The 26,155-nt window shown below is 69.1% G+C and carries 26 protein-coding genes; 14 read left to right on the top strand and 12 right to left on the bottom strand.

Translation table 11 applies throughout. From position 1 onward, the window contains the following. The first annotated feature begins 1 nt into the window (after nucleotide 1). Nucleotides 2–553: an AAA family ATPase gene (locus tag A37U_RS0138570; protein ID WP_020501997.1), complete on the top strand. Its 552-nt coding sequence runs from the start codon at nucleotides 2–4 to the stop codon at nucleotides 551–553. After that, nucleotides 550–1,299: a putative protein N(5)-glutamine methyltransferase gene (locus A37U_RS0138565; RefSeq protein ID WP_020501996.1), complete on the top strand. Its 750-nt coding sequence runs from the start codon at nucleotides 550–552 to the stop codon at nucleotides 1,297–1,299. The genes A37U_RS0138570 and A37U_RS0138565 overlap by 4 nt, the downstream gene beginning before the upstream one ends. 4 nt (nucleotides 1,300–1,303) lie before the next feature. Here A37U_RS0138565 and A37U_RS0138560 read toward each other — a convergent pair whose 3' ends face one another. Next, nucleotides 1,304–2,224 (bottom strand): aminoglycoside phosphotransferase/kinase family protein, encoded by a 921-nt coding sequence (locus A37U_RS0138560; protein WP_020501995.1) that lies wholly within the window; start codon nucleotides 2,222–2,224, stop codon nucleotides 1,304–1,306. A 47-nt stretch (nucleotides 2,225–2,271) separates the two neighbouring features. On the opposite strand from A37U_RS0138560, the gene A37U_RS52385 reads away from it, so the two are divergent. After that, entirely contained in the window at nucleotides 2,272–2,442 is a 171-nt protein-coding gene (locus tag A37U_RS52385; RefSeq protein WP_020501994.1) for a hypothetical protein, read from the top strand. Between the two features lie 331 nt (nucleotides 2,443–2,773). Here the strand turns inward: A37U_RS52385 and A37U_RS0138550 are convergent, their stop codons facing one another. Together A37U_RS0138550 and A37U_RS0138545 are read right to left on the bottom strand one after the other, a co-directional pair. Further along, nucleotides 2,774–3,397, bottom strand: coding sequence for an MBL fold metallo-hydrolase (locus A37U_RS0138550; RefSeq protein ID WP_026198064.1), 624 nt, complete (start codon nucleotides 3,395–3,397; stop codon nucleotides 2,774–2,776). Between the two features lie 224 nt (nucleotides 3,398–3,621). Beyond that, the gene (locus A37U_RS0138545; protein WP_020501992.1) at nucleotides 3,622–3,978 is read right to left on the bottom strand and encodes a hypothetical protein; all 357 of its coding nucleotides are present in this window, start codon (nucleotides 3,976–3,978) and stop codon (nucleotides 3,622–3,624) included. 67 nt (nucleotides 3,979–4,045) lie between these two features. On the opposite strand from A37U_RS0138545, the gene A37U_RS0138540 reads away from it, so the two are divergent. Then, nucleotides 4,046–4,822 carry a glycerophosphodiester phosphodiesterase family protein gene (locus A37U_RS0138540; RefSeq protein WP_026198063.1) on the top strand — a complete coding sequence of 259 codons (777 nt, stop codon included), beginning with the start codon at nucleotides 4,046–4,048 and terminating at the stop codon, nucleotides 4,820–4,822. A 39-nt stretch (nucleotides 4,823–4,861) separates the two neighbouring features. On the opposite strand, the gene A37U_RS47535 is transcribed toward A37U_RS0138540, so the two are convergent. After that, entirely contained in the window at nucleotides 4,862–5,935 is a 1,074-nt protein-coding gene (locus A37U_RS47535) for a peptidoglycan-binding protein (protein ID WP_020501990.1), read from the bottom strand. A 259-nt stretch (nucleotides 5,936–6,194) separates the two neighbouring features. On the opposite strand from A37U_RS47535, the gene A37U_RS0138530 reads away from it, so the two are divergent. After that, nucleotides 6,195–7,547, top strand: a complete 1,353-nt coding sequence (locus tag A37U_RS0138530) for an MFS transporter (protein ID WP_020501989.1) — start codon at nucleotides 6,195–6,197, stop codon at nucleotides 7,545–7,547. A gap of 280 nt (nucleotides 7,548–7,827) precedes the next feature. Continuing rightward, nucleotides 7,828–8,172: an RNA polymerase-binding protein RbpA gene (locus A37U_RS0138525; RefSeq protein WP_020501988.1), complete on the top strand. Its 345-nt coding sequence runs from the start codon at nucleotides 7,828–7,830 to the stop codon at nucleotides 8,170–8,172. Between the two features lie 155 nt (nucleotides 8,173–8,327). On the opposite strand, the gene A37U_RS0138520 is transcribed toward A37U_RS0138525, so the two are convergent. Next, nucleotides 8,328–9,089 carry a polyprenol monophosphomannose synthase gene (locus tag A37U_RS0138520; protein ID WP_026198062.1) on the bottom strand — a complete coding sequence of 254 codons (762 nt, stop codon included), beginning with the start codon at nucleotides 9,087–9,089 and terminating at the stop codon, nucleotides 8,328–8,330. Between the two features lie 19 nt (nucleotides 9,090–9,108). Next, complete coding sequence (gene lnt, locus A37U_RS0138515; RefSeq protein ID WP_020501986.1) at nucleotides 9,109–10,695, bottom strand: apolipoprotein N-acyltransferase; 1,587 nt, start codon at nucleotides 10,693–10,695, stop codon at nucleotides 9,109–9,111. 35 nt (nucleotides 10,696–10,730) lie between these two features. Between lnt and A37U_RS47530 the strand changes: the two genes are divergently transcribed. Next, nucleotides 10,731–11,054 carry a DUF5313 family protein gene (locus tag A37U_RS47530; RefSeq protein ID WP_020501985.1) on the top strand — a complete coding sequence of 108 codons (324 nt, stop codon included), beginning with the start codon at nucleotides 10,731–10,733 and terminating at the stop codon, nucleotides 11,052–11,054. Here the strand turns inward: A37U_RS47530 and A37U_RS0138505 are convergent. Further along, nucleotides 11,051–12,637, bottom strand: a complete 1,587-nt coding sequence (locus A37U_RS0138505; RefSeq protein ID WP_020501984.1) for an amidohydrolase — start codon at nucleotides 12,635–12,637, stop codon at nucleotides 11,051–11,053. The two genes, A37U_RS47530 and A37U_RS0138505, sit on opposite strands and share 4 nt — an antisense overlap. Before the next feature lie 60 nt (nucleotides 12,638–12,697). On the opposite strand from A37U_RS0138505, the gene A37U_RS0138500 reads away from it, so the two are divergent. Together A37U_RS0138500 and A37U_RS0138495 are read left to right on the top strand one after the other, a co-directional pair. Next, a complete protein-coding gene (locus A37U_RS0138500; RefSeq protein WP_020501983.1) occupies nucleotides 12,698–13,762 on the top strand; it encodes a GDSL-type esterase/lipase family protein in 1,065 nt (354 codons plus the stop codon). Next, nucleotides 13,755–14,276: a TrmH family RNA methyltransferase gene (locus tag A37U_RS0138495; protein ID WP_020501982.1), complete on the top strand. Its 522-nt coding sequence runs from the start codon at nucleotides 13,755–13,757 to the stop codon at nucleotides 14,274–14,276. Before A37U_RS0138500 ends, A37U_RS0138495 begins: the two co-directional genes overlap by 8 nt. Before the next feature lie 198 nt (nucleotides 14,277–14,474). On the opposite strand, the gene A37U_RS0138490 is transcribed toward A37U_RS0138495, so the two are convergent. The 4 genes from A37U_RS0138490 to A37U_RS0138475 all read right to left on the bottom strand — a co-directional run bounded on the left by A37U_RS0138490 (nucleotide 14,475) and on the right by A37U_RS0138475 (nucleotide 17,830). Then, a complete protein-coding gene (locus tag A37U_RS0138490) occupies nucleotides 14,475–14,924 on the bottom strand; it encodes an Lrp/AsnC family transcriptional regulator (RefSeq protein ID WP_020501981.1) in 450 nt (149 codons plus the stop codon). Nucleotides 14,925–14,985: 61 nt separating this feature from the next. Further along, nucleotides 14,986–16,056 (bottom strand): M24 family metallopeptidase, encoded by a 1,071-nt coding sequence (locus A37U_RS0138485; RefSeq protein ID WP_240437811.1) that lies wholly within the window; start codon nucleotides 16,054–16,056, stop codon nucleotides 14,986–14,988. After that, nucleotides 16,053–17,270: an MFS transporter gene (locus A37U_RS0138480; protein WP_020501979.1), complete on the bottom strand. Its 1,218-nt coding sequence runs from the start codon at nucleotides 17,268–17,270 to the stop codon at nucleotides 16,053–16,055. The genes A37U_RS0138485 and A37U_RS0138480 overlap by 4 nt, the downstream gene beginning before the upstream one ends. Continuing rightward, nucleotides 17,267–17,830 carry a winged helix-turn-helix domain-containing protein gene (locus A37U_RS0138475; RefSeq protein WP_020501978.1) on the bottom strand — a complete coding sequence of 188 codons (564 nt, stop codon included), beginning with the start codon at nucleotides 17,828–17,830 and terminating at the stop codon, nucleotides 17,267–17,269. The genes A37U_RS0138480 and A37U_RS0138475 overlap by 4 nt, the downstream gene beginning before the upstream one ends. A 496-nt stretch (nucleotides 17,831–18,326) precedes the next feature. On the opposite strand from A37U_RS0138475, the gene A37U_RS0138470 reads away from it, so the two are divergent. The 5 genes from A37U_RS0138470 to A37U_RS52380 all read left to right on the top strand — a co-directional run bounded on the left by A37U_RS0138470 (nucleotide 18,327) and on the right by A37U_RS52380 (nucleotide 22,727). Continuing rightward, on the top strand, nucleotides 18,327–19,262 hold the full coding sequence (locus A37U_RS0138470) for a 5'-3' exonuclease (RefSeq protein ID WP_040589991.1): 936 nt from the start codon (nucleotides 18,327–18,329) through the stop codon (nucleotides 19,260–19,262). Between the two features lie 32 nt (nucleotides 19,263–19,294). Then, a complete protein-coding gene (gene lxmK, locus A37U_RS0138465; RefSeq protein WP_083934227.1) occupies nucleotides 19,295–20,293 on the top strand; it encodes a class V lanthionine synthetase subunit LxmK in 999 nt (332 codons plus the stop codon). Then, nucleotides 20,284–21,189, top strand: coding sequence for a T3SS effector HopA1 family protein (locus A37U_RS47525; protein WP_020501975.1), 906 nt, complete (start codon nucleotides 20,284–20,286; stop codon nucleotides 21,187–21,189). The genes lxmK and A37U_RS47525 overlap by 10 nt, the downstream gene beginning before the upstream one ends. A 78-nt stretch (nucleotides 21,190–21,267) precedes the next feature. Further along, the gene (locus A37U_RS0138455; RefSeq protein ID WP_020501974.1) at nucleotides 21,268–22,506 is read left to right on the top strand and encodes an MFS transporter; all 1,239 of its coding nucleotides are present in this window, start codon (nucleotides 21,268–21,270) and stop codon (nucleotides 22,504–22,506) included. Between the two features lie 59 nt (nucleotides 22,507–22,565). Next, nucleotides 22,566–22,727, top strand: a complete 162-nt coding sequence (locus tag A37U_RS52380; protein ID WP_020501973.1) for a hypothetical protein — start codon at nucleotides 22,566–22,568, stop codon at nucleotides 22,725–22,727. On the opposite strand, the gene A37U_RS47520 is transcribed toward A37U_RS52380, so the two are convergent. Then, nucleotides 22,697–25,963: an AfsR/SARP family transcriptional regulator gene (locus tag A37U_RS47520; RefSeq protein WP_020501972.1), complete on the bottom strand. Its 3,267-nt coding sequence runs from the start codon at nucleotides 25,961–25,963 to the stop codon at nucleotides 22,697–22,699. The genes A37U_RS52380 and A37U_RS47520 overlap by 31 nt on opposite strands. Nucleotides 25,964–26,155: the final 192 nt, after the last annotated feature.

Here is a 26,155-nt window from a genome sequence, read left to right as displayed (position 1 = left end):
TATGCCGCGCCTGATCCACCTCAACGGACCACCGGGAGCCGGGAAATCCACCCTCGCAGCCCGTTATGCCGAGCAACATCCCGGCGTGCTCGATCTCGACACCGACCAGCTGCGCCCGCTGATCGGCGGTTGGCAGGAGCACTTCGGCCGGACCGGTGAACTGGTGCGGCCGCTGGCGCTCGCCATGGCGGGCACCCATCTGCGTGCCGGATTCGACGTGCTACTCCCGCAGTACCTCGGCAGGGAAAGCGAGATCGCCAAGTTCGCCGCGGCCGCGCGGGAGTCCGGCGCCGCCTTCGTGGAGATCGTGCTGCACTGCCCGAAGGAGACCGCCCTGCAGCGATTCGGCGGTCGGACAGGGAATCCGCTGCACGAACATCTGCGCGCCGTTGTCGCCGCGTACGGGGGAGCGATAGAGCTCTCCACGATGCACGACCGGCTCACCAGACTGGACCGGCCCACCGCGCACGCACTCGACGCGCAGAACCCCCTCGAGGACACCTACCGTGCCCTGCTCGCGCTGCTGGACGAGGGGAGTGGCGGAGCGGAATGACCGCGATCGTCGACCGGTTGCGCGCGGCGGGCTGTGTGTTCGCCGAACAGGAGGCGCAGCTGCTTTTCGAGGCAGCCGGATCGCCGGGGGAACTCGAATCGCTCGTGGCGCGGCGGATCGAGGGACTGCCGCTGGAGCAGCTGCTCGGCTGGGTGGAGTTCCTCGACATGCGCCTCGCTGTCGGGCCCGGCGTGTTCGTGCCCAGGAAACGCACCGAATTCCTTGCCCTGCAAGCGATCGAGCGCACCCGGCCGGGCGCCGTCGTGGTCGAGCTGTGCTGTGGCTGCGCGGCGGTCGCCGCCGCGGTACACGACGCCGTGCCCGGGGCGCGGGTGCACGCCGCCGAACTCGATCCGGAAGCGGTCCGGTACGCCCGGCACAACTGCGCGCAGGTCCACCAGGGCGACCTCGACGAGCCGCTGCCCGGCGAACTGGCCGGGCGAGTCGGGGTGCTGGTCGCCAACGCGCCCTACGTGCCGAGCGCGGAGATCGCCTTCATGCCACCCGAAGCGCGTGATCACGAACCGCACCGGGCACTCGACGGCGGCCCTGACGGGCTGGACATCGCGCGCCGCATCGCCGCCCGTGCAGGACACTGGCTCGCCCCGGGCGGTTCGCTGCTGATCGAGACGAGCACGCGCCAGTCCGCCGCGCTCGCCGATTCCTTCTCCGCGAACGGGCTCGAGCCGGTCGTCCTGCACGATGAGGAACGAGCCGCGACCGTGGTCACCGGCGAACGCCGGTGAACCGTCAGGCGTTCGCCCGGTGGAGGCGTTCGGCCGCCTGTACCGGGAACGCCTCGCCGGACACCGCGGTGTAACCGTGGAGCGCTTCCCACCGGATATCGTGTGCCACCGGCCACAGACCGGCCGCCCAGGCGACCTCTTGCTCGGCTGCGGTGAACCACCGGCCGCGCGCGTCCTGATAGGCGGCGAGGAAGGCCTCGGTACTCTCGATCGGCGCCAGCCTTGCCGGTCCCAGCTTCGGGAACACCGTGCTCGCGGCGCCCACGAGAGCGGCCTCCGGTTGCCACGCCAGGCTGTCCCAGTCGTGTACCACCCATATCCGGTCGTCCAGCCAGCGGAGATTGTGCGCCTCGAAGTCGGCGTGGCCGAGCACGCAGGGGAGTCCGGCGGACAGCAGGCGGCGGCGGGCCCGTCCGGCGATGTCCGTGAGGTATCCCGGGACGAGTTCCTGATCCTTCGCGTCGAGTGACGCGATCGCGGGCCACAAGCCGGAGTCCGCGTGATCCCACCGCACCCAGCGCGGGTTCGGCAGCGGTGGAGCCACGGCGAGGTCCGCCAGTCCGGCCATCAGCCGCGCGAGCACCTCGGCACAACGCACCGCCACCTCCGGCGTATCTCCGGGCAGCACCTCGCCCTCGGCCCGGAATTCCTCCACGTGCACGGCAAGCGGACCGACCCGGCTGACCGGTGTGCGGGGACACGCGCAGGGAAAACCGTTCTCCGCCAGCCACTGCTGTGCCGCCACACACGAGGCCGCCCGGCCGTCCCCGGCACGGGCCTTGATCACGATATCGGTCCCATCGGCCAGCTGGAGACCGAACACGGCGGACATCGATCGCCGGTGGAACAGCACGTCAGCGGGCGGACTACCGAACTGGTCCAGACACCAGGCCGGCAACCACTCCGGCAGATCGTGCGACGACACGGTGCCGACTGTGCCATGAATTTCGGCTCCGCGAGCCGGACCACTGAATGATGCCGGTGCGGCGTCCGGGGCGTGCGGAACCGCGGGACTGGCGTGGCACGGGATGCCCGCCACCGACCGGATACCTGCAGGGCGTGTCCGAGGAAGGTCTCGCCATCGGGGAGATGACCGGCTGGACTCCTTCCGAGATCGGCCTGCTCGAGGGACCTGGTGTCTAGTGCTGTCGGGTAGAAGGGCTCATCGAGATTACTTGACATAATGTAGCTTATCGGCACACTATAGGAGTTGAGGAAGAGCGCTCGGACGCCGTTCGGCATCGTCTCCCGGACAGCACTGACCTGGCCATTCGCTCGTCTCGCCGGGCTGCGAGCCGAGCACTGCGCGCACCATCACCACGGTGTCCACCGCACGCCCGGACCTCCGTTATCACCGCCGAAGTCTCGGCTTCCGCACCCCGGACGGCTTGCCAGGACCGCTCTCTCGGCGCAGTCGCACCCACCCTGGTTGCGTCACTGTGACGAAAGCAGGGTGGGTTCCCGGAGGGCCGGATCAGTGGCCGCGTTCGATCCACTCCGCCAACTGTGGCGACTCGGCACCGATGGTCGTGCCGTCCCCGTGCCCGGTCCGCACCGCGGTTTCCGGCGGCAGGGTGAACAGGTGCTCGCGGATCGACTCGATGATCGTCGGGAAATCGGAGAACGAGCGCCCGGTCGCCCCCGGGCCACCGGAGAACAACGTGTCTCCGGAGAACACGGTGCCGAGCTCGGCCGAGTAGAGACAGCAGGAACCCGGCGAGTGCCCCGGGGTGTGCAGGACGCTCAGTTCGGTACCGGCGACACTGACCCGGTCGCCGAGTTCGTCGTCCGGTGCGCGATCGCCGTGGGTCTGCTTCCACAGGAACCAATCCTTCGGGTGCAACAGGATCGGTGCGCCGGTGCGCATCGCGAGTTCCGGTGCGGCGTCGATGTGGTCGTTGTGCGCGTGGGTGCACACGATCGCGGTCAGTGTCCGCTCGCCGACTGTGCGGACGATCGCCTCCACATCGTGTGCCGCGTCGATGACGATCGCCTCGGTGTCGTCCCCCAGAATCCAGACGTTGTTGTCGACTTCCCAGGTTCCGCCGTCGAGCGAGAACGTCCCCGAGGTCACCACGTGATCAATCCGTACAGTCATCGACTCTCCTCATCGAGCGCCTACTCCTCATGCAGGCTGGGCCCCGCGCAGGATAACGGTTTTCCATGCTGGAGCCAGCCCCACCGGAAACTCGGGGTGTTACCGGATGGTGCGAGCCGCTCCGGGCGCCGAGGATCGGAGCATGCGCAAACTCGGCGAACATCCGGCCCAATCCGCGAGGCCACCGTCCACTGTGGACTCACAGTACCGGTGCCGCACGAGGCTCACCGCAGATACTCGAGCTCGCGTACCGTTGTGACCAGGCGCTCCGCGAGGTCGCGCAGTTCCGCGAGCTCGGCTCCCTCGGCAGCGGCGGTGTGCACATCCTCGGCAGCGCAACGTAGCTGGAACAACCGGTCCTGGAGATCGCCGAGTTCCGCCGAGGACAGTACGACGGCGTCATCGGGGATCCCGGTCCGCTCCGCGGCGGTGCGCCGTTCGTAGGCACGTTGCCGGCAGGCCTGTCCGCAGTACCTGCGCGGGCGGCCGCCCCGTTCGGCTTCCGGGAGGTTCCGGCCGCACCAGCCGCAGTGCCGCGGTCCGCGACGCGTGCGCCGGGCTATCGGTTCGGTACTGGACACGTCGCCGAGACTAGTGTGCAACCTTCTCGTCGCCGCCGTGCCACGCCGGGCAGACAGACTGGAGGAGATGATCACGATGCACCCCTTCCTGCGCGGACCGCATCCGCGTGCGTTCGCGCACCGCGGCTGGCACATCGGCGCGACCGAAGGTATGGAGAACTCGTTCTCGGCTTTCCGTGCCGCGGTGACCGAGGGCTACCGGTACGTGGAAACCGATGTGCACGCCACCTCGGACGGGGTCGTCGTGGTGGCGCACGACGAACGCCTGGATCGCACGACCGATTCGGCGGGGGCGATCGCCGAGCTGCCGTTCAGTGCGGTGTCCCGGGCGAAGATCGCCGGACGCGAACCGGTGTGCACCCTGACCGCGCTGCTCGAGGAGCTGCCGGACACCTTCTTCAACATCGACGTGAAGGCGGACGCAGCGGTGGAGCCGGTGCTGGAGGTACTGCGCGCGACCAAGGCCTATGACCGGGTCTGCCTCGCCTCGTTCTCCGATGAGCGGCTGCGCAGGCTACGCGGGTCTGGTGGGGAGAAGCTGCTCACCTCGATGGGCCCGCGTGCGGTGTTCTCGCTGCTGGTGAACTCCTGGCTGCCCGGGAATCCGTTCGGCGGAACACTCGCCGGGGCCGCGGCCCAGATCCCACCGCACCGGGGGCTGCTGCGCCTGGTGACGAAGCAGCTGCTGCGTACCGCGCGGCGTCGGGGCATCGAGGTGCACGTGTGGACCATCGACGGGAAACCCGAGATGACCGAACTGCTCGACCTCGGGGTGGACGGACTCGTCACGGACGCGCCGGACGTACTGCGCACGGTGTTGCGGGAACGCGGAATGTGGCACTGAGACCTCGCCGAAACAGTGTCACATTCGGGCGCGCCGCGTTTAGGTCAGGCTCTTCCCGTTCCAGGCGGCCTCCCAGGTCTTCGGGCCGAGCCTGCCGGACGGGTTGATGCCATTGGCCTTCTGCAGCTTCACGATCGCCGCGAAGGTGTTCTCGTCGTAGCAGCTCGTGCCCTTGAACGTGGGTTCGGCGCCGATCTTGTTGAGCCGCAGCTGGATGGTGCGCAGCGAGGCTGAGCAGTCGCCCTTGAAGTACACCTTGCCGTCCCACTTGCCTGCCTTCGCAGGCACCGTGTAAAGGTTCTGACCGCTGAAGCCCTTGCCGTTCCACGCCGCGTACCAGGTCGCGGAACCGAGCCTGCCGGACGGATTGATGCCGTTGTCCTTCTGCAGCTTGACCACCGCGTCGAAGGTGCGCTCCTGGTAGCAGCCGGTCGCCTTGAACTTGTAGGTCGAACCCGCCTTGTTCAGCTGGTCCTGGAAAGTCTTGATGGCCGGTGCGCAGTCGCCCTTGAAGTAGGTCTTGCCGTCCCACTTCGGCAGGCCCTCCGGAGTGGTGCCCGCAGGAGCATCCGAACCGCCGGAACCGCCCGTGCCGCCGGAGCCACCGGAGGAGCCGCCACTGCCCCCGCTCGATCCACCGGAACCGCCAGACCCGCCGGAACCCGAACCGCCCGAACCGCCCGAGGAACCACCGCCGCCGATGTAGGCCGACTCTCCCCTGCTCGGCGCGACCTTGCTGCGGCCGTCCGAGTCGTTGCGCAGTCCGAGGTGCCTGCTGTCCGCGCACTCCCAGGGCTGCCAGCCGCGCATCCGGTACAGGTAGAGCGCGCGGTAATCCTGCTCGCTGCGGCTCGCGGCGTTCGGCCGCCCGGCTCCGCCGACGCTCTCCCAGGTCGGCTGGTCGAACTGGTAGGCACCGCGGTATTTGCCGGTACTCGAGACCGTCTGGTAATTGCCGCTGGACTCGCAGTGCCGGAGCTTCGACCACGTGGCCGCGGAGGGGTCGGCGCCGGCGAGGTCCGCTGCGGTGATTCCGAGGGCCGCCGTGGCCGCGGTGACCGCGACGATCCGCGCCAGTACGCGCGTGAGCCGATGTGTGCGAGGTCTGTTCATGCGAAACACACTAGGTAACCGCACCATAAACCACAAGAGTCACAGACGACACGCCATTCTCACACATATCCTGCACCACACGTGGCAGCGACACACCTTGAAAATGACACCCCTGTTATTCGCCGGGCGGAGCTGGGCGGACGAGATATCGGGACACAATATGGCCGCGCGGACCGGCACGGACGAAAGTTTTCCGATCGGTCACCCGGTCCCGCTCGTTGCCAGTAGGGTGCCGCGAGGCACGAGGGAGAGTCGACACATGACACAGGACGCCGGCACGGCCGCGCTCGACGGGCGCACCGGCGCTCAACTGCGCAGGCAGCGGTTCGGGTGGTACGCCTACGGCTGGGCCAGCCACACCTTCGAGGTCTCGGTGATCTCGGTGTTCATGAGCCGCTATCTGCCCGCGACGGCGCGCGCGGCGGTCGGTGACCAGGGCAGGTTGCACGTACTCGGCATCCCGATCGCCCCCAGTTCGCTGTTCGCCTACACGGTCTCGTTCTGCGCGATCCTGCTGGTGTTCGTCATGCCCGTGGTGGGCGCCATCGCCGACCGTAGCGGCCGCAAGCGTGAGCTGCTGCTGGGTTTCGGCTTCGCGGGCGCGCTCGGCACCACCGCCATGGTGTTCGTCGGGCCGAGCGACTGGCAGCTGGGTACCGGGCTGCTCGTGTTCGCCTATGTGACCTACACCTGCGGGAAGGTCGTGTTCAACTCGATCCTTCCCGACCTCGCGGCCGCCGATGAACGGGACAAGGTGTCCTCGGTCGGCTGGGCCTATGCCTTCCTCGGCGGCGGCATCGTGCTCGCGGCCAGCTTCGTCGGCTCCTTCGTGATCACGGACTCGGGGCTGCTGGCCAGGCTCGCGCTCTGCCTGGCCGGGCTGTGGTGGGCGGCGTTCGCGCTCATCCCGGTACGCGCGCTGCGTGGGCTGCCGAGGATGCACAGGCGGGACATCAGCGGTTCGGTGGTCACCGCCGGGTTCCGTGAGCTCGGCACCGCGATCAAGGGACTCAAGGCCTTCCCCATCACCCTGTTGTTCCTGGTCGCCTACCTCATCTACTACGACGGCATCACCACGGTGACTACGATGGCCGCCGATTTCGGTCAACAGGAGCTGAAACTGGGCGAGACGACCCTGCTCACCGCGATCCTGATCGTGCAGTTCGCCGCATTCGGCGGTGCGCTGCTGCTCGGCAAGCTCGCGGAACGGTTCGGCGCCAAGCGGGTGGTCTGCTACAGCCTGATCGTCTGGATCGGTGTCGTGGTCGCCGCCTACTTCATGCAGGCGCACAGCCCTGCCCAGTTCTTCGCACTGGCGATCGCGTTGTCCGTGGTCATGGCCGGTTCGCAGGCGCTGTCCCGTTCGCTGTACGCCTCGATGATCCCCGTCGGAAGCGAAGCCAAGTACTTCAGCCTCTACGAGATCTCCAGCTCCGGCTCGAGCGCGCTCGGTCCCCTGCTGTTCGGACTGGCGCTGCAGAACACGGGCAGCTACCGTGTCGCCATCTTCTCGCTGATCTTCTTCTTCGTCCTCGGGCTCGTTCTGCTGATACCGGTGAACGTCCGCAAGGCCATTCGAGCAGCGGGCAACACACCGCCCGCATCCTTATAGGCCGTTGGACCTGGGATAGCAAGATGCTATGCGCAAATTTACCTCCCCATTAAGGGTGATATTTTGGAGAATGTGCGGCGAACGCGTCACGAGTTGCTTCCCGGGGTGTCCCCCTGGCGTGGACAGTCGTTGACGGGTAAAGGACACCGCGGTGAACCGGCTCTGTCGGAGACGGAATAACCTGCCCCGAGAGACCGTTGCACACAGTAGCCGAACTGGGAGCCAAACACCGGACAAAGCAGGCATACGCCTTGTCCGGGCCGACCGAAGGGACCACATCATGGCGGACCGCGTACTTCGTGGGAGCAGGCTCGGAGCCGTCAGTTACGAGACGGACCGCAATCACGACCTCGCCCCGCGGCGCGCGGTGAGTTACGCGTGCCCGAAGGGCCACGATTTCGAGGTGCCGTTCTCGGACGACGCCGAGATCCCCCCGACCTGGGAGTGTCGACTGCACGGAAGCGAGTCGAAGATCATCGACGGCTCGGAACCCGACGAGAAGAAGGCCAAGCCGCCGCGCACGCACTGGGACATGCTGCTCGAACGGCGTAGTATCGCGGAATTGGAGGACCTCCTCAACGAACGGCTCGAGGAGCTTCGCGGTCGTCGCAGCCGTTCGGCGTAAGAGGTCAAGCGAAGGCTCTTGCTCCCACCACGGACGGGCCGCCTCCCGCGACAGCGCGAGGCGGCCCTGTCACGTCCACCACGGTAGGAAGAGTCTCCTGGGAAGCTGAAGCGGCCCGCCGGGGAACATGTCCCTGGCGGGCCGCTTTCTTGCCGTCATTCGCGGGTGAACAGTCCGCGCAGTTGCCGCAGCCGGTGCCCGAGACCCCAGCGGCCGATCTTGAACATCGCCTCACGCATGATCGAACCGCTCATCTTCGACTGCCCGGACTCGCGCTCGGTGAACGTGATCGGCACCTCGACCACCCGGAACCCGGCGAGCACGGTGCGCCAGGACAGGTCGACCTGGAAGCAATAACCGTGCGACTCGACCTGGTCGAGCGGCAGATTCTTCAGTACTTCGGCGCGGTAGGCCCGGTAACCCGCGGTGATGTCGCGGATGCGTACGCCGAGGGCGAGCTTGGCGTACAGGTTGGCGCCGCGGGACAGCAGTTCGCGGTACTTCGGCCAGTTGACCAGTTTCCCGCCGGGGACGTACCGCGAGCCGATGACCAGGTCGGCGTGCTCGGTGGCGGCGAGGATCGCGGGCAACCGCTCCGGCGGGTGCGAACCGTCGGCGTCCATCTCCACGATGATGTCGTAGGAGCGCTCCAGCGCGAGCAGGAACCCGGCGATGTAGGCGACCCCGAGGCCGGCCTTCTCGGTCCGGTGCAGGACCGTGATCCGCGGATCGGCGGCCGCCAGCTTGTCGGCGAACTCCCCCGTCCCGTCCGGGCTGCCGTCGTCCACGATCAGCGCGTCGACGTCCGGGTTGGCGGTGTGCAACCGCTCGAGGACGGCGCCGATGGTGTCCCGCTCGTTGTAGGTGGGGATCACGACAAGCACGGCTTCGTCCCGAGCAGCCCCCGACTCGCCCATCACCGTCTCCCTTTCGCTGTCACGTCAGTTCGGCGGCCGGGACTCCCTTCCGGGTGCGCCGAGAGCGGATACCGGGAAGCAGCCCGGCGAGCCCGACGGCGGCCAGCACCCACTCCGGCCAAGGGCCCAGGGTATCCGCCAGTGTGATGTGTGTGCGGAGCGGCACCTCGGCCGCGATCGTGGCCGGGGTGAACAGTCCGGTCTGGTGTACAACGCCCCCATCCGGGCGGATGATCGCGCTCGTCCCGGTTGTCGCGGCGACCACGACCGACCGGTCGTGCTCCACCGCGCGGATCCGGGCCATCGCCTGCTGCTGGTAGGGCATCTCGCTGAAGCCATACCAGGCGTTGTTCGTAGGTACCGCGAGCAGGTTCGCCCCGGAGTTCGCCGCACCGCGCAGTACGTCGTCATAGCCGAGGTCGTAGCAGGAGGCGATGCCGACCCGCGCCGCGCCCGCGGGCAGCACTCCGGGTTTGTCCCCTGCTTGCAGCTGCGCCATCTCGTCCAGAAACGGAGTCACGTACTTGGCGAGCCAGTACAGCGGGACCTTCTCGCCGAACGGCACCAGGTGCTGTTTGACGTACCGGCCGGTGAGCCCGCGTCTCGGATCGATACCGAGCGTGCTGTTCATCGGCTTGCCCTGCTCGGGATTCATCGCCACACCGATCACGGTCGGCGCACCGAGCGCCTTGGCCACCGATTCGACCGGGTACAGATCGGCCGCGCTGGTTCCGGTCAGCGAGACCACGGTCTCCGGCACGACCACCACATCCGGGCGGCGTGTCTTGCCCTTGGCGATGTCCTGTTCGGTGCGCTCGGTCTGTTCGACGGTGCGCCGCCACAGCACGTTGCCCGCGTAGTTGAGGTTGATGCCGATATTCGGTCCGCTGCCCTGGATGGCCATGGCGCGCACCGTCCCGCCCGGCTCCGGGTTGCCGATGGTCGGCCACAGCGCCAGGCCGAGCACCAGCGGCAGCACGAAGGTGGCCGTGGGCAGCGCAAGGCGGGGCGGGGTGCGGCGCAGCAGCGCCAGCCTGGCCAGCGAGGCACCGAGCAGGGCGACCGCGAAGCTCAGCAGCGGCGCACCGGCGAGCGAGGCCAACGGCAGCAGTGGCCCGGACGGCTGGGTGAACGCCAGCCGTGCCCAGGGGAAGCCGCCGAATGGCAGGGTGTCCCGGAGCAGTTCACCGAGCACGAAGCTCGCGGCGATCCACACCGGGGCCAGCCGCAGCCGGGACACCAGCGCCGCGATCGCGCACGGCGCCGCGAACAACACCGATTCGATCAGCGCCACGCCGAGCCATGGCCACGGTCCGAACCCGCCCGGTCCGAGGAAGTCCCACAGCCAGGTCAGCAGCGGCAGGGTCCAGCCGAGTCCGAAGAGCAGCCCGTAGCCGAACCCGCTGCGCGCCCGCCTGCCGTCCAGTACCAGGCACAACAGCGCGACCCCGATCGGGGCGAGCCACCACAGGTCCCGCGGCGGGGCGGCCACGGTGACCAGGGCACCGGCGGCAAGGCTGAGCAGCATCCGCAGCACCCACCACAGCCGGGGCCTGCGGCAGGCCGGGGAACGGTCTTCGACGGGATGCTCGGCGGTGATCGCCATGCCCAGAACTGTACGGTCGGCACTACCATTGACTCATGACCGGTGGCCGTCCCGGCGTGCTGCCGTGGTTGTACTACGCGTGCGGCGGCACGATACCGAAACACGCACAGTGGGTGCTGCACGATCTGACCTGTCGCACCTGGTTGCTCCGGCATGCGCTGCACTCGTTCATCCAGTGCTCCCCCGGGTTCCTCCTGCTGCTGCTTCCCGGTTCGTTCCCGTTCCTGTTCTACCTGCCCGCGATCGTGGTGATCGGCGGCGTGTGGGTGGCGATGATGTTCGCCAGGGACGCACGCAACCATCGGCTCTACAAGCACGGCTTCATTCCCGATCTGGTGCTGGCCAGGAACAAGCGCTAGGAATGAATGGTCGCTCCGCGCAGCACGGTGGCCAGGCAGCGTGGCGGGGCGGAGTCCTCGGCGAGCGAGGGCAGGGCGGGCACCCGGGCGCGTGGATCGGTCGACCAGCGCTGCACGCGTTCATCGCCGGGTGCGCTCACCAGTTCCTCGACCTCCCACACCGCATAGGTCGCCGGTGCACCGGGCACCAGGGTCCCGGTGATCCCGTCGTCCACCCCGGCCGCGCGCCAGCCGCCCCTGGTGTGCGCGGCGAACGCGGCACGCGGGGAGATGCCCGAACCCGGTGTCCGGTGGTGCACGGCCGCGCGCACCGCTTCCCACGGCCGCATCGGGGTGACGGGGCTGTCCGACCCGAAGGCCAGGATCACCCCGGCAGCGGCGAGCGCGGCGAACGGGTTCATCGCCGAGGCCCGGTCGGCACCGAGCCGTTGGGTGTACATCCCGGAGTCGCCGCCCCAGGCCCGGTCGAACAGCGGCTGCACCGAGCCGACCACCCCGAGCTCCGCGAGCGCGGCGATCTGCTCGGCCCCGGCCATCTCCAGGTGTTCGAGCCGGTGCCTGCGCATGGCGATGCCCTCGATACGTTCCCTGGCCAGCGCGAACCCGGCAAGGATCTCCTCGAGCGCCGCGTCCCCGATCACGTGGAATCCCGCCTGGATACGGGCTCGTGTGCAGTCGACGAGGTGCTCGGCGATCTGTTCGGCGTCCAGATAGCGGGTGCCCCGTGATCCCGGGGCGTCGGTGTAGGGCGCACGCAGCGCCGCGGTACGCGAGCCGAGCGCCCCGTCCACGAACAGGTCTCCGCCGAGCCCGTGCACCCCTTCGGGAAGTTCGACCGAGCGCTGCCCCCAGTAGCCGGTGACATCCGGGAGCTCCGGGCGGGTGCCGAGTTCGAGCAGCGCGGCCAGATCGGACCGTCCGGCGATCTCCGGGCCGGAGCATTCGTGCACGGCGGCGATCCCCTGTGCCGCCGCCTCGGCGAGAAAGGCCCGCTGCGCGCGCTCCCGCTGCTGCCCACTCAGCGCGCCGATCGCGTGCGCGCGGGCGGCGTGATGGGCCGCTTTGGTCACCGGTCCCCCGGCCGACCAGCCGTCCGATTCGCGCACATCCGGGGCGGCCGCGAGCAGGGCACCGGACACCAGGGCCGAATGCGCGTCGATCCGGGATGCGTAGACGGCGGTCTGCCCGACCGCTTCGTCCAGTTCGGTCCTGCTCGGGATCCGCTGCCCCGGCCATCCGCTCTCGTCCCAGCCGTGCGCCCACAGCACACCGCCCTCGGATACCCCGGCGGCCGCGGCACGCAGCAGCGTGAGGCAGTCCTGCGCCGAGCCGGCCGCGCGCAGGTCCACTCCCTCGGTGAGCAGCCCGGTCGCGGTCGCGTGCACGTGCGCGTCCACGAAGGCCGGGGCGACGAATGCGCCATCGAGATCACGGTGCTCGGCGTCCGGGTAGAGGGCGCGGGCCGGTCCGTCCTGGCCGATCCACACCACGGTCTCCCCGGTGATCGCCATCGCGGTCGCGTCCGGGTCGCCAGGCGTGTAGATGTGCCCGCCGGTGAGCAGGGTCGTTTTCGGTTGCACCACACGGTGATCTTCGCAGCCGAACGGCCGGCGGCGGCCACGGGCTGCGTAGACTGAGCGACGATGCGCGCGCGATGGTGGAAATGGACGGTACTCGGCGTCGTCGTCATCGCGATCGTGGTGACCGGAGCCGTCTGGCTCGGTACCGGCGGACCCGGCAGACCGACTCCGCCACCGGTGCCGAAGGCGATCGTCGCGCTCGGGGACAGCGTGGCCTCCGGGGAGGGCGCGGGCTCCTACACCGCGGACACCGACGGCAAGGACGGCAACTTCTGCCACCGCTCGACGGTCGCCGAGGTGCTGCGGACCCGGATCGAGGGTTACCCGTTCCGCTACAACCTGGCCTGCTCCGGTGCCCGTTCCTCGGACATCACCAAGGGCGGCCGGTACCGCGAGCCCCCGCAGACCGCGCAGCTGGCGAAGATCGCCAAACAGCACCCGGTCGGTGCGATCGTGGTGACCGTCGGGGCCAATGACGCACCGGATTTCTCCGGGCTGCTCGGCAAGTGCATCGAGGCAAGCCTTTTCGGATCCCCGTGCTCGGAAGGATTCGGCGGTGAGTGGAAGTCCCGGGTGGGCGCGATGGTGCCGAAGGTGACCGGCGCGCTGCGCGAAGTCCGGGAAGTGATGCACAAAGCCGGTTACCAGGATGACGCCTATCAGCTGATCGTGCAGTCCTATGCGGCCCCGGTCGGCCCGGACGCACGCGAGCAGCTGCGCAATCTCAACGGCTGCCCGTTCACCGGACCGGACCTGAACTGGGTGCACGGCAAGGGTGTCGGTTCCCTCGACGGTGGCCTGCGCCGTGCGGCGGACGCGGTGGGTGCCCGTTATCTGGACATGTCCCGCGCCGGTTTCGGGCACGAAGCGTGCAGCGGCACCATGAACGACAACGGGCCCAAACAGAAGCCGGACGGCGAATGGTTCAACCGGCTCAAAGTCGACTGGACCGATCTGCGGGTCCTGGCCAGGGCGGACCACGCCATCGCGTCCTCGTTCCACCCGAACGCGGCCGGGCACGCCGCCTTCGCTCGCTGCCTGTCCGCGTTCGTCGCGGGTACCGACCGCAGGGCGGCCTGCGTCGCGGGCGAGGACAAGACCCTGCACCCCGAACCGGCCGATGACTGAGCACACCGAACACACCGAGTGCGCCGAGCTCGTCGTCATCGCGCACAACATGCGCTCGGCCTACAACGTCGGTGCCCTGTTGCGTACCGCGGATGTGTTCGCGGTACGCACCGTGTACTGCACCGGGTACACGCCCTATCCCCGGCAGCGGGACGACGCCCGGTCACCGGAGCTGATCTCCCGGCTCGGGCACAAGATCCACAAATCCGCGCTCGGGGCCGAGGAGACGGTGCGCTGCCTGCACCATCCCGGGATCAGCGCGCTGCTGGCCGAACTGCGCGCCGAGGGGTACACGATCGCGGGGCTCGAGGTGGACGACCGCGCGGTGAACATCGCCGGCTATCGGACACCGGCCAAACTCGCGCTGCTGCTCGGCGAGGAAGTGAACGGGATCCCGGTGAAGCTGCGCGCCAGCTGCGACGAGTTGCTGGAGATCCCGATGCACGGCACCAAGGACTCGCTGAACGTCTCGGTGGCCTCCGGGATCGCGCTGTACGCGCTGCGCTCAGGCTAGGGCGCGTCTGACCATCCCATAGCCTGCTGTGCCGCGACGTCGGCGGCGTGCCAGCGCGGCGGCACGCGGCGAAGGCGCGCAAACACCATAGCGACCGCCATGGCTCAGTCCACCGCCTTGCCGCTCTCGCGCGCGGGTGTCCCGCAGGAAACATCCACGCTGACTCCGCTCGCGACGGCAGTGGATCATCAGACACACCTAGACGGCCGGTGAGCGGTGCTCATAGGGCGTGGAGAGCACCACGGTGGTCCGGGTCGAGACGTTCGCGGCCGCCCTGATCTGCTGCAGCAGTTCTTCGAGGCCACCAGGCGAGGCGACCCGCACCAGCAGGATGTAGGACTCGTCGCCCGCGACCGAGTAGCAGGACTCGATCTGGCTGAGGTGCTCCAGCCGCTTCGGGTAGTCGTCCGGGGCGGACGGGTCGAACGGGGTCAGCGAAATCAGCGCGGTCATCGGCATACCGAGCTGTTCGGGATCCACCCGCGCGGTGTAGCCGCGCAGCACCCCACGCTGTTCGAGCCTGCGGACCCGCTGGTGCACCGCGGAAACCGAGAGGCCGACATGTTCGGCCAGTTCGGTGAACGAGCGCCTGCCGTCCTCGGTGAGCGCACGCACGATCGCCGCGTCGGTTGGTTCGAGTCCGGTCATGGGCGGCGGCCTTTCCCGAGCGTCCAAGGAAGGGAGGAGCGGCCGCTTCGGACTGGCCGGGTCATACCCTCACCAGTTCGTGCGGCCGGTTGTTCAGTGCGCGCACCCCGTCGGCGGTGACCAGGACGATGTCCTCGATCCGTGCGCCCCACTCGCCCGCGAAGTACACGCCGGGCTCCACCGAGAAGGCCATTCCCTCGGCGAGTTCCAGGCCGTTGCCCTCGACGATGTAGGGCTCCTCGTGCACGTCGAGCCCGATCCCGTGGCCGGTGCGGTGGATGAACCGTTTCCCGTATCCCGCCTCGGCGATGATCGAACGGGCCGCCGCGTCGATCGATTCCGCGGTGGCCCCGGGACGGACCGCGTCCACAGCGGCCTGCTGGGCGCGCCGCAGCACCTCGTAGATCTCGGCCCGCTCGGGTGCCGGCTCGCCGACCACGTAGGTGCGGGTGGAATCGGAGTTGTATCCGGCAGGGTTCGGTCCGCCGATGTCCACGACCACGAAATCGCCCGGTTCGATGCGCCGCTGCGAGACCTCGTGGTGCGGGCTCGCTCCGTTGGGGCCGGAGCCCACGATCACGAAGGCCGCGGACTCGTGTCCCTCGGCCACGATCAGTGCCTCGATGTCCGCGCCGACCTCGGCCTCGGTGCGCCCCGCCCGCAGTACTTCGGGAACCCGCGTGTGCACCCGGTCGATCGCGGCGCCGACCGAGGCCAGTTCGGCGATCTCGGTCTCGTCCTTGCGCATGCGCAGTTCCCGCAGGATCGGTGCGGCGAGCACCTGGCGCGCGCCCGGGAGCCGCTGCCCGAGCGGAAGCACGTGCATGGCGGGCATCGCATCGGCGAGCGCCACCGTCGCCGCGTTCCCGGCGAGGTCGGCGACCAGTGCGTGCGGGTCCTCGCCGTCGATCCAGGTGCGGGCCGCGACCGGGAGTTCGCCGTAGCCCGCGTGCTCCAGCTTCGGCACGACCAGCACCGGGTCCCGGTCGACGGGCAGCACCAGGCAGGTCAGCCGTTCATGCGATTCCCCGCCGGCACCGATCAGGTACCGGAGATCGGGCCCCGGAGTGACCAGCAGTGCGTCCACGCCGCGCTCCCGCGCCAGGTCACGTGCCCTCTGCAAACGCGTCATCCGCCCACTGTAGCGGTAAGCGGTGCCCGGTCCAGGTCCCGCCATGCGCGGAACACCAAGGGAGACAAGGACATCACCGCACCGATTCCGGTGAATACCGCGATCGCGGGCAACAGTCCGATCTCGTCCATCAGCACCCCGGCCACGCCCTGCCCGAGCGGCACACCGAACATGGCGGCCGCGCCGATCGCGCCGAACACCCTGGCCCGCAGCTCCGGTGGCACTCGTTCCGCCTTCACCGCGTCGTAGATCGGGTTGAGCGGGCCGAACAGCAGCATCGCGGTACCCACGACGAGCACCAGTACCCACAGCGGCACGGGGAACAGGAACACCACCATGCGCGGGGCGAACCAGAGCAGGTAGCAGACGGCCACCACCGGCCAGCGCCGCAATCCGAGCCCGAACGCGGAGAACAGCACCGAGCCCAGGATCAGTGCCGCCCCGGAGACGGCGAGGATCACCGACACCGCGGTCGCCGAACGCAGCACCTGCTTGCCGTACGCGATCAGCAGGGTCGAGCTGAATCCCGCGTTGAGCGCGTTCATCACCATGACGGCGTACAGGATCGAGCGCAGCAAGCGGTCCCGGTGCAGGAAGGCGATCCCGGCGCGGAGCTGGTGCAGGTACGGCTCCCCCGCCCGGCTGTGCCGTACCTCGGCGATCGTGGCGAGGGTGATCAGGGAGGACAGTACGAAGCTGGCCGCGTCCGCGTACAGCGCGGCCGGTGCCCCGCCGGCCGCGATGATCGCCGCCGCGACCGGGGCGCCCAGTGCACGGCCGCCCTGCAGCGGGGCATCGAAACTCGTGGTCACCCGTTCCACCCGGACGCGTGCGCGGCTCGCGATGTCCGGGATGAGCACCGAGCGCGCCGCGTCCGCCGGGCCCCTGGACAGGCCGAGGCTCAGGGCGAGCACCACCAGCAGCGGCAGGCTGAGCAGGTTCCCCCGGTACAGGACCGGGACCGCGAGGACGACCACGCAGGCGAGCAGGTCGAACAGCACCGCGCAACGGCGTGGCCCGAGCCGGTCGATCAGCGGGCCCGCGAACGCGTTCACGAACACGATGCCCACCGTCTCGGCGAGCAGCACCAGTCCCAGATCGGTACCGCGCCCGGTGGTCTCGAGCACGAACCACGGGAGCGCGACCGCGGTGATACCGGTGCCGAGCCCCGAGATCCCCGCGGCTGCGGCGAGCCCGGCCACCGGGTGGCTCATGACAGGTACCTGCGCAGCGGGGCCAGTCGCCACTGCACGTGCACCTCCGCGTCCCCCGGTTCCGGTTCGCGATGGTACGACTCGATCAGCTCGGCCATCCGCTCGGTGAGCTCCTGGGCCTGTTCGGCGCTCAGGCACATCCGCCGGTCGGAGAGTTCGCTGGCCCGCTGCCACTCCTGCGGCCAGCTGGGCAGCTCGCTGATGAAGTTGCCCATCCACTCGTACTGCAGCGCGTTCGCCGCGTGCAGATAGGCCCCGACCGAACCGGCCAGTTCCGGATCGGCGGCGAGCTGTTCCACCTCCATCGTGGTGACCTCGTGCGCGGCGGCCCACCAGCGCTCCCTACGGTTGCCCCGCTCGGTGTCCTCCACGACCATGCCCGCCTCGGCGAGCTGGCGCAGATGCCAGCTCGTGTTCGCCGAGTTCTCCCCGATCCGGCGGCCGAGCGCGGTCGCCGTGGAGGGACCGTCCATGCGCAGCAGCCCGAGCAGGCGCAACCGCAGCGGATGCCCCATAGCCCGGAGTCGTTTGGCGTCCAGCGAGACCCAGCGTTCGTCCATGCGGAAACCGTACGACCGCAAAGAATCATTTGCAAATATTCCTTTGTGGTCCGTCGCTGTGGTTCCGGCAGAACCCGGCATCCGGAGGACTCCCGTGGACTTCGTTCAGCGCACCATCGAGATCGCCAGGCAGAACGTCGCCGATGGCGAGCGCCGTCCTTCGCGACCGTCATCGCCAGGACTACGGCGAGCGCAGGCTGCCGATGCGTTGGCCGCCGCGGCGGTGTACGCCTACTGGCAGGAGCGCAACGGCGGCGAGCGCGGCAAGGGTTCCCGCGTGCTCGGCGGAACCGCGCCTGCGACCGGGAGGGTGCGCGAGGTCGCCGGGGATGTGTTCGGGCACCGGAACCGAACGCCCGTCCCGGATACAGCAGGTGCGGGAACCGGTGCGATCCGGCGCGCTGGCACCGGGCCGTCGAGCTTTGCCTGCCGGACTACACGGTGCTGCCGCCGAACGGGGACCGGCAAGGCGGCGGCACTGGGTAGACTGCGCCGGGTGAACGCTCCCCTGGTCCTGCTCGACTCCGCGAGCCTGTATTTCCGCGCCTACTTCGCGCAGCCGGACTCGCTCACCGCCGCCGACGGCACCTCGGTGAACGCGGTGCGCGGGTTCACCGACACGGTGGCCCGGGTGCTCAGCGACCGGCGCCCCAAACGGCTCGTGGCCTGCCTGGACGCGGATTGGCGCCCGCAGTTCCGGGTCGATCTGCTGCCCTCCTACAAGGCGCACCGGGTCGCGGTGGGCTCCGACGGCGCCGAGGAGGAGGTGCCGGACACGCTCAGCCCGCAGGTGCCGATCATCCTGGACGTGCTCGCCGCGGCGGGCATCGCGACCGGTGAGGCCGCCGGGTTCGAGGCGGACGACGTGATCGGCACACTCACCACGGGCGAGAACACCGATCCGGTCGAGGTGATCACCGGGGACCGGGACCTGTTCCAGCTGGTCCGCGCCGAGCCCACCCGGGTGCGGGTGATCTACAACGGGCGCGGCTGGGCCAAGGCCGAAACCCTGGATGAGCAGGCACTGGCGGCGAAGTACGGCCTCCCCGGACACGGCACCGGCAAGGCGTATCTGGACATGTCCATCATGCGCGGCGACCCGTCGGACGGGCTGCCCGGTGTCGCCGGGATCGGTGAGAAGACCGCGGCGAAACTCATCACCGAGCACGGCAGCCTGCAGGCGCTCATCGAGCTGGCCGCCGATCCCGGGTCCCCGTTCACCGCGAAGATGCGGCAGCGCTTCCTCGATGCCACCGACTACCTCGCGGTGGCCCCGAAGGTGGTCGCGGTCGCCGCGGACGCCGGGGTCGAGCTGTCCACATCGGACACCGTGCCGGAGGTGCCCGCCGACGAGCCGGCCCTGCGCGAACTCCAGCAGCGGTGGAACCTCGGCGGCAGCGTGGACCGGTTGATCGCCGCCCTCAACGGCTGACGCGAAGGCCCGCCCCGGACTAGCCTGCGGCTGTGCGGACTGAGCTCCCGGTGATCGACTCGCTGCTTGAGCGCCTCGGGCTGGGTCCGTTGCGCCGCGAATCAGTGACCGAGCACCGGGGCCGCTGGCATGCCATCACCGGAATCACCCGCCAGGGCGCGCCGGTCTTCGTCAAACACATCACCGATCCGGCGGTGTTCGGGCGTGCGGTGGCCTTCGAACGGTTCGCTGTCGCCCTCCCGGGTCTCCCCCGGCCGCGCTGCCTCGGCTGGGATGCGCGGGAATCGCTCATCGTGTTCGCGCACCTGCGCGGAACCGTCGACGGCCTGCGCGCTGCCGAGAAGGACGCCTTCGACGTGCCCACGGCGCGCGAACTCGGCCGGACCCTCGCCCTGCTGCACGGCGCTCCGGTCGACGGGGACGGCCCATTGCGTCCGGCCGAACAGCCGCATCCGCCGGTCGCGCTCCTCGAAGCCATTTCGCTGCCCGCTTTCCTCGAAGCCAGCGGGGCGGAGCTGGAGCTGCTCGGGATGCTGCACGAGGACACGGCGCTCGCGGCCGCGGCTACGCGTCTGGCCGAGGAGGCTTGCGCGGTCGCGCAGCTCCCGTGTCACGCGGATCTCCGGCTCGATCAGCTCCTGCTCGGCGCGGGAGGGATCTGGCTGACCGACTGGGATCAGGCCTGTCTCACGGATCCGGCCCGCGATATCGGTGCGTTCCTCGGCGAATGGCTGCACCGTTCCGCGCGGAAGGTCCGGTCGGGAACGGCGGCCGGGACCGAGGATTTCGCGGGCACCCGGCCCCTGGTGGCGGCGTTCTGGTCCGCCTACCGGTCCGCCCGTAGTGCGGCCGACGGGGAGCTGGCGCGCCGCTCGGTGGCGTTCGCGGGCTGGCACCAGATCGACCGGGTGTTCGCGATCGCCCGGTCCCGGGCGTGGCTGCACCCGGTCGAGCGGGCGGCCGTGGGAATCGGCCGCGTGGCGCTGTTGTCTCCCGCCGACCTCATCGAGGCGGTGGGGCTGTGCCGGTGATCATCGCGCCGAGACTGGCCGCGGCGCTCGAGACGGTGTATCTCGATCCGCCCCGGGCCAGCGTCGACGGCCGGGTGTGCGCGGCCGGAACCACCGAGGAACTGCGCACCCTCCTGGCCGAGGAGTTCTATGCGCGCTGGCACGCCGGGGCGGCGAACACCGGACCTCCGGAGCCGGATGCGCCGTTCGAGCGGGAGCTGCGTGCCGCCGTGCCGCACCGGGAGACCCGGCGGCACGCGCGACTCGACGCCGCCACCCAGGAGGAGCTCACGGTGTGGCTGGACGGAGTCCGGGTCCGGGTGCCCGCCGCGGCGCTGCGGGCAAGGCGCGATGCGGACACCGTGACCGTCGGCATCGGGCCTTGCCGCCCGTGCCGCTCACCGGGGCACCTCGTCGTGGACGGCTCCCGCGGTCATGGCCGCACCGGCGAACACCTGCTGCGGGTCTACGCGCACCTGACCGATCCGGAGCGCACCGTATCGGCATGGCGGGCGCTGCTCGGCGCGCTCGAGGCACGTTCGATGCCCTACCGCGCCAAGGTCGTCTCGGCCCGGAGCCTGCTGCCGCGCCGGGACGCGCTCGTGCTGTACCTCGGACCGGACGCGTGGACCGCGCTTCCGGACATCGTCGAGCTGGCGGGCCGGTGGACCGGCACGGAGACCTCACTGTTCGCGCACCGGCTCGGACCGGGACTGGCGATGGCCTGGGAACCGTTCGCGGATGCCGCGGGCCGGGGTTTCGGCGCCCATCGCTGCCTGGCCGTCGCCGATGGGCTGCTCCGGCACGCCTGCACCGAACCGGACCGGGCTCGCGCGGAGACTGTGGCCGCGACGCTGCTGGAGTACGCCATCGATCCCGCTACCCTGCACCGGAACACCTCTTCCCCCGATCTGTGATGTGCAACATAATTCCCGGAGTCGGCTTCCGTCGGTAACCGGACTCGCACGCTGCAGAGCCAACACCGAACAGGGGGAATGGTGGGAAGACTGCGGGAACTCGCCGGGCCACTCGGCGACCGCAAGTTCCTCCTGCTGTGGATCGGCCGCTCGATGTCCCTGCTCGGCGACGGGATCCTGCCCGTCGCGCTGACCCTGGCGATCATCAAGGGCACCGGTTCGGCGGCGGACCTCGGGCTGGTGCTGGCCGCGGAGGCGGTTCCGCAACTGGTCCTGCTGCTGGTCGGCGGGGTCTGGGCGGATCGGCTGCCCCGGCGCTGGGTGATGTTCTTCGCCGATGCGCTCAACCTCGCCGCCCAGACGGCGATGGGCACCGAGCTGCTGGTCAGTGGGGTGCACATTTCGCATCTGATGATCTTCGCGGCCTGTGCGGGCACGGCGAACGCCTTCTTCTGGCCCGCCTCGGACGCGATCGTTCCTGCTACGGTCGACGCCACTCAGCTGCCCTCGGCGAACGCGCTGCTCGGGCTCTCCAAGCAGATCGGCATCGTGCTCGGACCCGCTATCGCCACCACGCTCGCGGTGACGGTCGGTGCTGGATGGGCGATGCTGGCCAACGCGGTCACCTACGCGATCAGCCTCGGCACCCTCGCCCTGCTGCGGGTTGCGCACGTCCCCACCGAGCGCGCCGGATTCTGGACCGAACTGCGCCAGGGCTGGCGCGAGCTCTGGCGGCACACCTGGTACTGGACGAACCTGATCGCGCACTCCTGCTGGAATCTGGCCCGCTCGGCATACCAGACGCTCGGCCCGCTCGTCGCGGTGACGATGCTCGGCGGTCAGGTGTCCTGGGGCATGATCGCGCAGGGTGCGGCCGTAGGCGGTCTGGTCGGGGCCCTCGTGGCGCTGCGTATCCGCCCGCGCCGCCCGCTGGTCGTCGGGAACCTCGCGCTGGCCCTCGGCTGCATCCCGCCCGCACTGCTCGCCGTCCCGGTGCCCGCTCCGGTGATCGCGGTGACCGCCGGGTTCATGTACGGCGGGCTCACCGTGCTGAACGCCCTCTGGCAGACCACAGTGCAGCAGCGGATTCCGGCACACTCGCTGTCCCGGGTCATGTCCTACGACTGGCTGGTCTCGCTCGGCCTGACTCCGCTCGGCCAGGCCCTCGCCGGTCCCATCGCCGCCGGAGTCGGTACCCGCACCACGCTCATCGGCGCCGCCGTCCTGGTCGGGATCTCCTGCCTGGGCATGCTGGCGCTCCCGGCCGTTCGGCAGCTCGGCGGCACACCGCGCGAAGCTCAGCTCACGGAAAGCTGATTGGTCTTGCCGCCCGAACATGACACGATGGAATCTGTTCGCGTCGGACGGAGCCCACCATGGAACTGCACGATCTTTTCGCCGGATACCGCACCTTCACCAGCGACGAAGAACTCGCCAGTGTTCCCTCGGACCAGCTGCTGTACGCCCGCCCGGGAACGGCCGTACATTTCGGGATGGAACCGCACGATCAAGCCGAATCGGTGTCCAGGAGCGAATGAAGCGAGACAACCAGCTCGGCATCCTCCGGTAAATCCGTGTCCGCCAAGCATCGAAGGGCCTGCTGCCAGGAGTCCCGCGCCTCCTGCCCGGCTCCCAGCGCACGCTTCGCGGTGCCGAGCACGATGAGGCCGCGCGCGTGCTCGACCAGCGCGCCGGTACGGGCGAACACCGTCACCGCGCGCTCGGCGTGCTCGACTGCCGTGCGCTCGGCATCCGCGGAAAGCTCGGCCCGTGCCAGGGCGAGCTCCGCCCGGCCGTGCAACACCAGGTAACCGAAATCCTCGCTGATCACCATGCTTTCCCTGGCCCGCATCCTGGCTTGGCCGTGCTCCCGCAGCTCTACGTACAGCTCGGCGAGCTCACACAGGGCGGTCGCCTCCATATAGCGATGATCAACCCTGTGGCACAGCTGTACCGCGCGCTCGAGGGCATCGTGGCGGGCCCGCCATGCCATGTCCGGATCCACGGAAACGAGTGCCACCATGACTTCGGCTTCCTCGTCGAGTGCCCCTTGCTCACGGGCGGTCTCGAAAGCGTCCTGGGCGTACCGCTGCGCGATGGCCACGTCACCGATCGCGTCGTGGGCAACCGCCAGCTGACTCTGTGTCACCGCTTGACAGTACGGCGAAAGCGTGGCGCGCAACGATTCGAGTGCCAGCCTTAGTTCCCTGGTCGCCTCCCGGTAGGCACCGCGCTGCACCAGAGTCTCGCCCAGAATCCGGCGCGGATCGTCCGCTGTCGCTCGCGCCGTGGAGTGTTCGTTGATAGCGATGGCCTCGCGCGCCACCTGTTCGGCCTCATACAGCCGACCACGCCGGGATTCCACGGCCGCCTGGTTCAGCTTTCCGAACGAGACCAAGGGTTCTTCCCCGACCTGTCCGGCGAGCTGGATTCCCTCGCCGAGGCGTGCACTGGCTTTCTCCAGCTCCCCCGCCATGTAGAGCACATTGCCCAGGCTGATCAACGCCCGTGCCTGGCTCGGCACCGATCCGCTGATCCGGTGGGCGCGCAGTTCCCTGGTGAAGTGGTGAATCGCCGGGGCGTGTTCCAGGCTTCGTTCCAGCAGTGCGCCGATCGCGTGATGCATCGCCGCCTCGGTGTGCACATCGTCGGATTCGATCGCCGACTGCAGCAGGGCGCGATAGGCCACCAGCGCTTCGGGAAGATGCCGCCCATTGGTGAACAGATGTGGGCGTATTGCCTCTGCCAGCCGGACCACCTGCTCGCGATGCGCGGTGTCCCGAACCTCCCGGATCGTCGCGATCAGATTCGGGCACTCCGCATCGAACCACCGAGTCGCTTCCGAAGCGTCCGCGAACTCGGTTTCCGGTCGTATCTCATCCGGCGAAGGAGGCAGTCGTGCGCGCATCGGATTGGTCAGTTCGGCAGCGGCGGATGCCTTGCGGAAGTAGAAATCCACGATACGGCCGCGCGCCTCGCTGAGTTCGGCCGTCGGCTCCTCCTGCTCGCAGCGTTCGATCGCGTAGAGCCGGATGAGATCGTGCATCCAGAGCCTGCCGGAGCTGTGGTGGCTCACCAGGCTCGCCGCGGCCAGATGGTCGAGCAGCCGCGCGGTATCCGGGAAGGACGAGCCGAGAAAGGCGGCAGCCATCTCGATGGTGAAGTCCTGCCCCGGTAACGCGCCCAGCAACCGGAAGACCCGTGCCGCGCGGGGTGCGAGATGCGAGTAGGACAGATCGAAAGCGGCGCGCAGGGTCGCTTCTTCGTCCCCTTCGATGTCGAAGGAGGCAAGCCGTCCCGGCCCGTTCAGCTCGCGGATGTAGGCGTGGATGGACTCGTAGGCACGCGAATACAGGTTGGCCGCGGCGATACGAATGGCCAGCGGAAGAAACCCGCACAGTTCGACGAGTTCCGCGGCCTCGTCCAGTTCTGCCCGCACTCGCTGCTCCCCGAGGATCCCGGACAGCAGCGTCAGTCCCTGTTCGGCACTGAGCACCTCGAGGTGAACGGCGTGCACACCCTGCAGGGCCGTCAGGCCACGTAACTGGTTGCGGCTGGTGACGATCGCCGCGCTTCCCCCGGCGGTCGGCAGCAGTGGCCGCACCTGGGCCGGGTCGGCGGCATTGTCCAGCACGACGAGCACGCGCCGGTCGGCGAGCAGGGTCCGGTACAGCGCGATGAGTTCCTCCCGGCCGACGGGCACCTGATGCGCGGAGACGCCCAGGGCCACCACGAACCGGGCGAGCACCTGGACCGCGGTGACGGGCTGGGTGGCGGAATACCCTTCGAGGTCGGCGTAGAGCTGCCCGTCCGGGAAATGCTTACCCACCTCGTGGGCTATGTGCACGGCGAAGGCGGTCTTCCCGATCCCGGGCTGACCGGAGATCGCGAACATCGACCGCGGCCCGGAGCGCAGGGCGCCGACCAGGCGGGCCTCGACGTCCTCGCGTCCGACGAAATCACCGATATCGGCGGGCAGTTCGCGGGGCACCGCGATACTCGGGGCCAGGATCGTCTCGTGCGCAACCGGCCGGTCGATACCCGGGTCCTCGTTGAGAATCCGCTGATAGAGCCGTTGCAGATCCTTGTTCGGATCGATGCCGAGCTGTTCGGCGAGCACATTCCTGATCTGGTGGAACACACCGAGCGCTTCGGCCTGCCGCCCGGACCGGTACAGCGCGAGCATCCATTGACCGTGCAGATCTTCCCGCGTCGGATGCGCCCCGGCCAGCGCAGGCAGCTCGCGGACCACGTCGAGGTGCCTGCCGAGCTGGAGCTCGAGGTCGAACCGCTGCTGTGCGGTATCGAGCCATTCCTCCTCGAGCCGGGGAACGTCGACGGTCTGGATCACCTCGGAGTGGATGTTCGCCAATGGGCGGCCATGCCACTGGCTCAGTGCTTCCCGCAGTAGCTCGGCCTTCTCGGCCGGAACACTCAGCTGCTGTGTCCGGGCGACCGCAGAGCGAAAACGAGCAAGGTCCAGTTCGTACTGCTCGGCGAGGATCCGATAACCGTTGCCGACGGTGACCAGCCGCTCGGGGGTGTCCAGCAGGCGCCGCAGCCGCTGCACGTAGGTCTGTACCGTGGTTCGGGCCGAGCCGTGCGATTCCGGATGCCACAGGCGCTCGGTCAGATCGGCGAGGCGTACCGTGCGGTTCCATTCGAGCAGTAGGGTGGCGAGCAGAATCCGGAGTTTGGGACCACCGAACGCGGCGGGCTCACCGTCGAAGGACACTTCGAGGTCACCGAGAATCCGGAATTCGACACCCGCCATCGTCCCACTCCCAAACCCGGCGAGGATACGCTGGTATGGCGCGTACCACCCAGGGCTGATCGTTCGACATTGTCAGCCGTTCACCGCCTAGTCAAGGGTGCCTTCCTGCGGAAACAGTCTTCTGTCCGCGCAGTGACCGCGATTCGTCGTCGCTCGATGGAACGCTGCGCGTCAAGCAGTGAAGCGGAGGTG

This window comes from Sciscionella marina DSM 45152, from assembly GCF_000379465.1.
Lineage (GTDB): Bacteria > Actinomycetota > Actinomycetes > Mycobacteriales > Pseudonocardiaceae > Sciscionella > Sciscionella marina.
The sequence above is the reverse complement of the archived record's forward strand: the minus strand, read 5'-3'. Positions and strand labels throughout refer to the sequence as shown.

Excerpts from the sequence above, each read along its gene's own strand:
- A37U_RS0138570 (WP_020501997.1), top strand. The coding sequence starts at position 2 with ATGCCGCGCCTGATCCACCTCAACGGACCACCGGGAGCCGGGAAATCC.
- A37U_RS0138565 (WP_020501996.1), top strand. The coding sequence starts at position 550 with ATGACCGCGATCGTCGACCGGTTGCGCGCGGCGGGCTGTGTGTTCGCC.
- A37U_RS52385 (WP_020501994.1), top strand. The coding sequence starts at position 2,272 with ATGATGCCGGTGCGGCGTCCGGGGCGTGCGGAACCGCGGGACTGGCGT.
- A37U_RS0138550 (WP_026198064.1), bottom strand. The coding sequence starts at position 3,397 with ATGACTGTACGGATTGATCACGTGGTGACCTCGGGGACGTTCTCGCTC.
- A37U_RS0138540 (WP_026198063.1), top strand. The coding sequence starts at position 4,046 with ATGATCACGATGCACCCCTTCCTGCGCGGACCGCATCCGCGTGCGTTC.
- A37U_RS47535 (WP_020501990.1), bottom strand. The coding sequence starts at position 5,935 with ATGAACAGACCTCGCACACATCGGCTCACGCGCGTACTGGCGCGGATC.
- A37U_RS0138530 (WP_020501989.1), top strand. The coding sequence starts at position 6,195 with ATGACACAGGACGCCGGCACGGCCGCGCTCGACGGGCGCACCGGCGCT.
- A37U_RS0138525 (WP_020501988.1), top strand. The coding sequence starts at position 7,828 with ATGGCGGACCGCGTACTTCGTGGGAGCAGGCTCGGAGCCGTCAGTTAC.
- A37U_RS0138520 (WP_026198062.1), bottom strand. The coding sequence starts at position 9,089 with ATGGGCGAGTCGGGGGCTGCTCGGGACGAAGCCGTGCTTGTCGTGATC.
- lnt (WP_020501986.1), bottom strand. The coding sequence starts at position 10,695 with ATGGCGATCACCGCCGAGCATCCCGTCGAAGACCGTTCCCCGGCCTGC.
- A37U_RS47530 (WP_020501985.1), top strand. The coding sequence starts at position 10,731 with ATGACCGGTGGCCGTCCCGGCGTGCTGCCGTGGTTGTACTACGCGTGC.
- A37U_RS0138500 (WP_020501983.1), top strand. The coding sequence starts at position 12,698 with ATGCGCGCGCGATGGTGGAAATGGACGGTACTCGGCGTCGTCGTCATC.
- A37U_RS0138495 (WP_020501982.1), top strand. The coding sequence starts at position 13,755 with ATGACTGAGCACACCGAACACACCGAGTGCGCCGAGCTCGTCGTCATC.
- A37U_RS0138490 (WP_020501981.1), bottom strand. The coding sequence starts at position 14,924 with ATGACCGGACTCGAACCAACCGACGCGGCGATCGTGCGTGCGCTCACC.
- A37U_RS0138485 (WP_240437811.1), bottom strand. The coding sequence starts at position 16,056 with ATGACGCGTTTGCAGAGGGCACGTGACCTGGCGCGGGAGCGCGGCGTG.
- A37U_RS0138480 (WP_020501979.1), bottom strand. The coding sequence starts at position 17,270 with ATGAGCCACCCGGTGGCCGGGCTCGCCGCAGCCGCGGGGATCTCGGGG.
- A37U_RS0138475 (WP_020501978.1), bottom strand. The coding sequence starts at position 17,830 with ATGGACGAACGCTGGGTCTCGCTGGACGCCAAACGACTCCGGGCTATG.
- A37U_RS0138455 (WP_020501974.1), top strand. The coding sequence starts at position 21,268 with ATGGTGGGAAGACTGCGGGAACTCGCCGGGCCACTCGGCGACCGCAAG.
- A37U_RS52380 (WP_020501973.1), top strand. The coding sequence starts at position 22,566 with ATGGAACTGCACGATCTTTTCGCCGGATACCGCACCTTCACCAGCGAC.
- A37U_RS47520 (WP_020501972.1), bottom strand. The coding sequence starts at position 25,963 with ATGGCGGGTGTCGAATTCCGGATTCTCGGTGACCTCGAAGTGTCCTTC.